At 54.2% G+C, this 8106-nt stretch carries 8 protein-coding genes and 1 tRNA gene; 4 read left to right on the top strand and 5 right to left on the bottom strand.

Annotated elements, in window-relative coordinates; all coding sequences use genetic code 11:
- Positions 1-702 (top strand): UbiA-like polyprenyltransferase (locus ACXJJW_RS05215; protein ID WP_456474678.1); only part of this gene is annotated, 702 nt, incomplete at its 5' end.
- Between the two features lie 15 nt (positions 703-717).
- On the opposite strand, the gene ACXJJW_RS05210 is transcribed toward ACXJJW_RS05215, so the two are convergent.
- The 4 genes from ACXJJW_RS05210 to ACXJJW_RS05195 form a co-directional block, all read right to left on the bottom strand.
- Entirely contained in the window at positions 718-2901 is a 2184-nt protein-coding gene (locus tag ACXJJW_RS05210; protein WP_456474677.1) for a CDC48 family AAA ATPase, read from the bottom strand.
- A gap of 42 nt (positions 2902-2943) precedes the next feature.
- On the bottom strand, positions 2944-5136 hold the full coding sequence (locus tag ACXJJW_RS05205) for a CDC48 family AAA ATPase (RefSeq protein WP_456474676.1): 2193 nt from the start codon (positions 5134-5136) through the stop codon (positions 2944-2946).
- 16 nt (positions 5137-5152) lie between these two features.
- Positions 5153-5413: a thioredoxin family protein gene (locus tag ACXJJW_RS05200; protein ID WP_456474675.1), complete on the bottom strand. Its 261-nt coding sequence runs from the start codon at positions 5411-5413 to the stop codon at positions 5153-5155.
- A 76-nt stretch (positions 5414-5489) separates the two neighbouring features.
- Complete coding sequence (locus ACXJJW_RS05195; protein ID WP_456474674.1) at positions 5490-5927, bottom strand: Hsp20/alpha crystallin family protein; 438 nt, start codon at positions 5925-5927, stop codon at positions 5490-5492.
- 119 nt (positions 5928-6046) lie between these two features.
- On the opposite strand from ACXJJW_RS05195, the gene ACXJJW_RS05190 reads away from it, so the two are divergent.
- Positions 6047-6583, top strand: coding sequence for an ArsR/SmtB family transcription factor (locus ACXJJW_RS05190; protein ID WP_456474673.1), 537 nt, complete (start codon positions 6047-6049; stop codon positions 6581-6583).
- On the opposite strand, the gene ACXJJW_RS05185 is transcribed toward ACXJJW_RS05190, so the two are convergent.
- Complete coding sequence (locus ACXJJW_RS05185) at positions 6577-6882, bottom strand: GNAT family N-acetyltransferase (RefSeq protein ID WP_456474672.1); 306 nt, start codon at positions 6880-6882, stop codon at positions 6577-6579. The two genes, ACXJJW_RS05190 and ACXJJW_RS05185, sit on opposite strands and share 7 nt — an antisense overlap.
- Positions 6883-6973: 91 nt before the next feature.
- Between ACXJJW_RS05185 and ACXJJW_RS05180 the strand changes: the two genes are divergently transcribed.
- Positions 6974-7963 (top strand): 4Fe-4S binding protein, encoded by a 990-nt coding sequence (locus ACXJJW_RS05180; protein WP_456474671.1) that lies wholly within the window; start codon positions 6974-6976, stop codon positions 7961-7963.
- A 64-nt stretch (positions 7964-8027) separates the two neighbouring features.
- A tRNA-Met gene (locus tag ACXJJW_RS05175) sits at positions 8028-8103 on the top strand.
- Positions 8104-8106 lie beyond the last annotated feature (3 nt).

The following is an 8106-nucleotide window of genomic DNA, read 5'->3' as shown; positions in this document are numbered from 1 at the left end:
GCGCGCACAGCGGCGATGTGCCTCAACCGCTTAATAGACCGCGATATAGACGCAAGGAACCCCAGAACCGCAGACAGGGCTTTACCCCTTGGTCTGGTCTCGCCCCGGGAGGTCTGGACTATTGTGCTCATCTCCCTAGGCTTGCTCCTGCTTGCGGCGGCGATGCTCAATGAGCTCTGCGTCAAGCTCTACCCCCTCGCCGTTGCGATAATCTGGGGCTACCCGTACACAAAGCGTTTCACCTGGTTAAGTCACCTTGTTCTCGGTTCAGCGCTTGCGATTGCTCCTTTTGGAGCGTGGGTGGCGGTGCGCGCCAGCATCGACCTGCCCGCGCTGCTCCTCGCCGCCGCGGTGATATTCTGGGTTGCCGGCTTCGACATAATCTACGCCATCCAGGACATGGAATTCGACCGCAGGCAGGGGCTTTATTCAATACCTGCCCGCTTTGGCATAACAGGGGCGCTCAAAATTTCAACGCTTTTTCATGGTGCCACGCTTTTCTTCCTTCTCCTCCTCTACTTCTTCTCCCCCCTCGGCGAGGTCTATCTGCTCGGCCTTGGTGTAATGGCGGCCCTGCTCGCATACGAACACGCGATAGTAAAACCCGAGAATCTGGAAAAGGTGGGCGTGGCCTTCTTCAACATCAATGCCCTCTTCAGCTTCTGCCTCTTCACCTTCATCGCCCTGGACATCTTTATATGAAGGGCGATGAGGGAACTAGCCCATGTACACCAGCCGCTCAAGCTCCTTTGTCTCGTAGCGTTTGAGGAACTGCTCGTAGGTCTTCTTGGTATCCTCGGTTAAGCTGGGCTTCACGTGCTTCAGTGCCTCATGGAAGTGGCGCATCTCCACCTTCTTCTCATCGAAGCTCTCTCCATTGAGAATCGCCTCTCTAAAAGCAAGCATCGCAGCTTCGCGGCACAGCGCCTCTATATCTGCACCCGAGAAGTTCTCTGTCTGCTTCACAAGGAAGTCAAACTGGACGTCGTCGAGCAGTGGCATCCTGCGGGTGTGGACCTTGAATATCTCAAGCCTCGCCTCTGCATCCGGCGCCTGCACCAGTAAAATCTTGTCAAACCTGCCAGGACGCAGCAGGGCGGGATCAAGCATGTCCGGGCGATTTGTTGCGGCGATGATAATCACATTGTGAAGCTCCTCCAGACCATCCATCTCTGTCAGGAGCTGGTTGAGCACACGCTCGCCCACCTTGCTACCCACCTCAATTCCACGTGTGCTCGCTATTGCATCCACCTCGTCGAAGAACACCACCGTGGGCGCTGCCTGCTTGGCCTTCTTGAAAATCTCCCGAATCGCCTTCTCACTCTCTCCAACCCACTTGCTGAGAATCTCAGGCCCCTTAACACTTATGAAGTTCGCCTCGCTCTCAGTAGCCACCGCCTTTGCGAGCAGCGTCTTCCCTGTGCCGGGCGGTCCAAAGAGGAGCACACCTTTGGGTGGAGAGATGCCAAGCTTACCGAAGCCCTCCGGGTACTTTATAGGCCACTCCACAGTCTCCCGCAGCGACTGCTTAATATCATGCAGGCCGCCAATATCGCTCCACCTTACGTCCGGCACCTCCACATAGACCTCGCGCAGTGCGCTGGGCTCCATTACCTTCCATGCCTCGAGGAAGTCCTCGCGGGTCACTTCGAGGCTTTCAAGAATTTCAGGCGGGATACTCTCCTCCTCCAGGTCTATCTTCGGCAGCACCTTGCGCAGGGCATTCATTGCCGCCTCCTTGCACAGTGCCTCAAGATCAGCGCCCACGAAGCCGTGGGTTATATCAGCGAGCTCATCCAGCTTAACGTCTTCGCTGAGGGGCATCCCTCGCGTGTGAATCTGGAGTATCTCCTTCCTGCCCTTGCGGTCGGGGACGCCGATTACTATCTCGCGGTCAAACCTGCCCGGGCGGCGCAGAGCCGGGTCGAGGGCATCGGGGCGGTTGGTGGCGCCTATCACCACGACCCTGCCCCTGCTCTTGAGGCCGTCCATCAGGGCGAGGAGCTGCGCCACAACGCGCCTCTCTACTTCTCCGTGCACCTCCTCGCGCTTGGGCGCTATGGCATCTATCTCATCGATGAATATAATGCTGGGGGCGTTCTCCTCAGCCTCCTTGAAGACCTTTCGCAGGTTCTCCTCACTCTCGCCGTAGAACTTGCTCATAATCTCAGGACCATTGAGGTGAATGAAGTAGGCGTTGGTCTCGTTTGCCACCGCCTTTGCTATGAGCGTTTTTCCTGTGCCCGGCGGACCATGGAGGAGCACACCCTTTGGCGGCTCTATTCCGAGGCGCTCAAAGAGCTCGGGATGCTTCATGGGCAGCTCTATCATTTCGCGAATCTTCTGCACCTCATCCTTTAATCCGCCTATGTCCTCATAGGCCACGCTGGGTATGCCTGCGCGCTCCTTTACCGGTTCCTCGCGCACTATAACCTCAGTACGGTCTGCGACGCGCACTGTACCGGAGGGTATCGTCTGCGTCACTGTGAAGGGCAGTGTTGTGCCCAGGACGCCCACCACAATCTTATCCCCTTGGGTGAGGGGCCTGCCCAGAAGCCTGCGCTTCACAAAATCTCCAAATCCGGTGGAAAAGCGTATCGCCTGGTTGGGTGAAAGCACGACGCGACGGGCATCTTTAACCTTTGCCTTGCGCACACGAACATTCTCGCCCAGGGAAATCTGGGCATTCTGGCGTATAATGCCATCCATGCGTATAATGCCAAGACCTTCGTCCTCGGCGTAGGCGCGCCATACTATTGCACCCGTCTTGCGCTTTCCCAGAATCTCCACTATATCGCCAGTGGAGATTCCCAGAATCTCTCTGGTGCGAGTATCCAGTCTGACGATACCCCGCCCCACATCGTTCTGCAGCGCCTCTGCAACCTTAAGCTCAACTTCCATATAATCACGACCGTTATAATATTGCCTGCTCTGCCTTTAAATTTATTGCGCCTTAAACTTCTCAGCTATTCGCATATACTGCTCCAGTTCTTCCCTGGATATGGGTCTTATCTTCTTCACCGCCTCCTCAAAGTGCTCCATTTTAAGTTTAAGCTCGTGCTTCATGGTCTTTCTGTCCAGGGGTTTGCCCTCGCTTATATATCTGCGTATCGCCAGCATCACCGCCTCGTTGCACACCGCCTCGATATCAGCGCCCGTGTAGTTCTCTGTCATCTCCGCCAGCTTGGCTATGTCGACGTCCTCGGCGAGAGGCTTGGAGCGCGTGTGTATTCTGAATATCTCCTCCCTCGCCTTTCTGTCTGGCGTGGGTATGAATATCAGGCGGTCAAACCTTCCCGGGCGGAGAAGCGCCGCGTCGATTATGTCCGGGCGATTTGTCGCTGCAATTACCACAACACCCCGGAGTTCCTCCAGCCCATCGAGCTCAGTAAGAATCTGGCTCACCACGCGCTCAGTTACGTGGGAGTCAAAACCAGAGCCCCGTGTGGGTGCTATGGCATCTATCTCGTCCATAAATACAACGCAGGGGGCCGCCTGCCGCGCTTTTCTGAAGGTCTCCCGCACCGCCTTCTCACTCTCTCCAACCCACTTGCTCAGGAACTCAGGTCCCTTTACGCTTATGAAGTTGGCCTCGCTCTCGTTTGCCACCGCCTTTGCAAGCAGCGTCTTCCCAGTGCCGGGCGGCCCATAGAGCAGAATCCCCTTTGGCGGCTGGGCCTCCATGTGGGCGAACACCTCCGGATACTTCAGGGGCCACTCCACCGCCTCGCGGAGTTCCTGCTTTGCCTGTTCGAGACCGCCAATATCGCTCCACTTTACGTCCGGCACCTCCACGAGAACTTCGCGCAGTGCGCTGGGTTCGATGTCCATGAAGGCCTCCTCAAAATCCTGATAGGTCACCTCTATCTTATCCAGAATCTCGGCGGGTATGCTTTCCAGCTCGAAGTCGATCTCAGGCAGGATTCTGCGCAGGGAGCGCATTGCCGCCTCCTTGCACAGTGCCTCTAGGTCAGCGCCCACGAAGCCGTGGGTTTTATCTGCGAAGTCCTTTATAATCCGCCTCCGCTCTTCCTCGTCCTCTGGCAGGGGCATTCCCCTGGTGTGGATTAGCAGAATCTCCTTTCTTGCGTTTCTGTCGGGAATACCTATCTCTATCTCGCGGTCAAACCTTCCCGGGCGGCGCAGAGCCGGGTCGAGGGCATTGGGGCGGTTTGTGGCACCTATAACAACAACCTGCCCCCTGCTCTCGAGGCCGTCCATCAGCGCGAGAAGCTGCGCCACCACGCGGCGCTCCACTTCGCCGGTAACCTCCTCACGCTTCGGGGCGATGGAGTCTATCTCATCGATGAATATAATGCTGGGGGCGTTCTCCTCAGCCTCCTTAAATATCTCTCTGAGCCTCTCCTCGCTCTCGCCGTAGTACTTACTCATAATCTCTGGCCCGGAGATACTGTAGAAGTTGGCATTGGTCTCGTTTGCCACCGCCTTTGCGAGCAGCGTCTTTCCTGTGCCCGGCGGACCATGGAGGAGCACACCCTTGGGTGCCTCAACACCCAGGCGCTCAAAGACCTCGGGGTACTTCAGGGGGAGCTCAATCATCTCTCTGACCTTTCGAATCTCCTCCCTGAGTCCGCCAATGTCCTCGTAGCTTACCCGGGGTATCTTGGTCTCTGTAATCTTTGCCGGCTTCTCGCTTATCTTCACCTGAGTTGCATAGTTGATTATCACCGCCTCACTGGGGGGCTGCACACTGGTTACCACCAGGCCTATCCTCCTGCCCATTATGTTGAGCTCTATCATATCCCCCCTGCTCACAGCGCGGTTTTCCAGGTACTGCCTCAGATACCCTTCGCCCCCCACTATGCGCAGCGGCTCTGTGGGTGCAAGCTTCACCACACTCGCGGGCTGGGCAATGAGCTTGCGAATCTTCACCTTGTCGTCTATACCCACGCCCGCATTCTTCCTCGTAAACCCATCAATGCGAATAATTCTCAGGCCGGCATCCTCCGGATAACCGGGCCATACAATTGCAACGGTCTTCTTTTTACCTGTAATCTGGATGACATCGCCAGAGGTGAGGCCGAGTTCCTCGATGACATGGGGGTCAATTCTCGCTATTCCCCGTCCAACATCATTGGACTTGGCTTCTGCCACCTTGAGTTCTATCTCTGTCATTAGAATCACCTCCGTTTTACAGGGTGGAGAGGTAGCGCAGGAGCTGCTCCTCTCCAGGTACACCTGTAATCCTGTATCTTCCGTTTATAACCATAGCCGGTACGCCCTGAATACCGTAGCTGTGCGCTATCTCGGCATTCTCCGGCCGGGAAACATCGCGTTCTATTATGAGCACCTGTGGTATCCGCCTCACTATCCTCTCCGCGACCTTCTTAGCCTGCGGACAGTAGGGACAGGTTGGAGAAGTGAAAAGTTCTATAAGTACGCCTTTTTCCATTTCGGACCTCCATTTACTAACTTTTTGTTACTAAATACTTTTCTTACCCTTTGTAAGAAATATTAAAAGGTGGAGATTACTCCACCTTTATGCTCCTCTTTTTCTCTTCCTTGAGTTTTGGCAGGGTTATCTCCAGCACTCCATTTTTGTATGTTGCTTTAGCTTTGCTGGGGTCAACCTCCACCGGAAGAGTAAAGCTTCTCTGAAAGACGCGATAGCTTCGCTCCTTTCGCACATAGTCACCGCGCTTCTCTTCCTCCTCGTGCTTGACCTCTGCCCTTATATCCAGCGAGGTCTCAGTGGCGTTGATCTGGATGTTCTCCCTCTCAACGCCCGGCAGCTCTACTGTTACCTTGAGCTCCTTCCCGGTGTCCATGATGTCTGCGAAAGGCTGGCGCACTTCAGGGGTGCGCATCGGAAGCAGCGCCTGTCTGCGCTCACCGAGGAGCTCCTCAAAAAGCTGGTTCATACGCCTCTCAAGGCTGCGAAGTTCTTCAAATGGGTCTTTCCACATCCTTACCACCTCCCTGCTAATTATTTCCAGTCTCTGAGATATATAAGTTGCGGAAATGCAGCTTTTTCTTACCTTTTGTTAATAAATTTTTTACATTGTTAACGCCTGCCTTAATATGCATGAATCTGGAGATTCTCCTGAATATGCTCGGAAATGAAACACGGAGAGAGATTCTTCATCTGCTGTCTGAGAGGCCGTGCTATGTCAGTGAACTCTCCAACACCCTGAATATAGGTCAGAAGGCGGTTATAGAACATCTGGAGCTAATGCGCCATGCGGGTATACTGGAGACGCGCTTCGAGAAAATTGAAAAGGGCAGGCCCCGGAAGTACTACCACATAAGTGAGGACATCCTGATAGAGGTCAAGATATCACCGCACCACTTCTATATTGAGACCCTCCTGCCAGAGGTCAATGAGGATGTGCTCGCAGCCTTCCCGAAGCTGGAGAGCATAGTACACCGCTTTGATGAGAGTTCAAGACAGAGAGGATGGGAGCGTGTTGAAAGACTGCGCGAGCTCTACCACGAACTTATGGAGGAGCACGAGAAGATAAATGAGGCGAAGCGCGTGGTTGAGTACCTGCAGCGCGAGATTCGGGAGGAGATTCAGAAGGAGGTTGCCATTGAGGAGCTCAGAGAGCTTCTTTACTACTGATTCTTTCTGACCATCTTTAACAGGGAAGCGCGCTCTTCAGCGATTTCAAACCCATTTCTCTCATACCACTCCGCCCTTCCATTGAATGTCCAGGTGGCAATATTTTTGTGGGAGAAGTCTGAGATTATCCTTTCAAGGAGTCTGCTTCCCAGCCCCTCGCCTCGTCGATGGCGGGCAACATTTATAAGCTTTATCTCAGCCTCTTCCTCACGCTCCACAACCACTGCGCGTGCTATGACCTCGGCTGTGCCCCAGTAGAGGTATTCGCGGGTGTCGTCGCTTGCCATAACTTCGAGCATCTCCAGCTTTGGGAGAGGAACGTTGTAAATATTTTTTGTGCGAACATGTTCGAGGAAATGGTGATTAATAATAAAAATAATATTCTATACCATGCAACTAAAATTGAATGAGAGGCGTCTGAGATTTTATGTTCAGGCTTTCTTTGTCCTGTTCTCCATATACATATGGTACCGCCTTTACCTCTTTGTCAGGCATTTTGATACCGGCGGCGCTACCCCCTACGTAGCCCGCCCTGAAAGTGTGGACGCCTTTATGCCAGTGGGTGCGCTTGTCGCCCTTAAGCACCTGGTGGTTAACCGCGCAATAGATGTAGTCCATCCCGCAGCTCTTGTAATCCTCCTTGCAGTGCTAACAGTCTCCCTGCTCTTTCGCAGGGGCTTCTGCGGCTGGATTTGTCCGGTTGGTGCGCTCTCAGAGGCGATGGGAAGGGCAGGTGCCAGGATTTTTGGCAGAAATCTGAGGCCACACCCTGTTGTTGACATCCTCCTCAGGTCGATAAAGTACCTCCTCATGCTCTTTTTCATAAAGATAGTGCTCATAGATATGAGCGCCCCTGCTGTGGCTGCCTTTCTCCAGTCCCCCTATTATAAAGTGGTGGATGCAAAGCTTCTTGACTTCTGGATTTATCCCGGTACAAATACCATAGTTTCTGTTGCGGCCCTCCTGCTACTCTCTCTCGCATTCAGAAACTTCTGGTGCAGATATCTCTGCCCCTATGGTGCACTCCTCGGGCTCCTGGCCCTCGCCGGCATAACGGGTGTTAGGAGGGACTCTGAGAGGTGCAACGGCTGCAGGGTATGCACCCGGGTATGCCAGGGCAATATAAAGGTTCATGAAAAGCAGGTGGTGCGCAATCCCGAGTGCAACGCCTGTTTTACCTGCGTTGATAGCTGCCCCAGGGGAGCGCTTTTTGTGAAAGCGGGGCCTCTACCCCTGGGCAAGAGTACCTATGCTTTACTAATGCTCGCCACCTTCTTCCTCTTTGTAGTGGTGGCGAAGCTCACAGGGCACTGGGATTCGGGTGTTTCCTACCGGGAGTACGCCTACTACATCCCCCTGCGCAGCATGATATCCCACTGAGGCGGGGAAAAGATTATATATTTGGATTAAGATGGTAACTTACACCCCTATCTTAGCAAACCACAGCGGGGTGGGGTAGCCAGGTCCATCCCGCCGGGCTCATAACCCGGAGAGCGGTCGTTCAAATCGACCCCCCGCTATCA

The organism is Candidatus Pyrohabitans sp., assembly GCF_054014795.1.
Note: the sequence above shows the minus strand (reverse complement) of the source record. Positions and strands in the feature narration are given on the sequence as shown.

Coding starts and splice junctions, on each gene's coding strand:
- ACXJJW_RS05195 (WP_456474674.1), bottom strand. CDS start 5,927: ATGTGGAAAGACCCATTTGAAGAACTTCGCAGCCTTGAGAGGCGTATG.
- ACXJJW_RS05190 (WP_456474673.1), top strand. CDS start 6,047: ATGAATCTGGAGATTCTCCTGAATATGCTCGGAAATGAAACACGGAGA.
- ACXJJW_RS05200 (WP_456474675.1), bottom strand. CDS start 5,413: ATGGAAAAAGGCGTACTTATAGAACTTTTCACTTCTCCAACCTGTCCC.
- ACXJJW_RS05185 (WP_456474672.1), bottom strand. CDS start 6,882: ATGCTCGAAGTTATGGCAAGCGACGACACCCGCGAATACCTCTACTGG.
- ACXJJW_RS05205 (WP_456474676.1), bottom strand. CDS start 5,136: ATGACAGAGATAGAACTCAAGGTGGCAGAAGCCAAGTCCAATGATGTT.
- ACXJJW_RS05210 (WP_456474677.1), bottom strand. CDS start 2,901: ATGGAAGTTGAGCTTAAGGTTGCAGAGGCGCTGCAGAACGATGTGGGG.
- ACXJJW_RS05180 (WP_456474671.1), top strand. CDS start 6,974: ATGCAACTAAAATTGAATGAGAGGCGTCTGAGATTTTATGTTCAGGCT.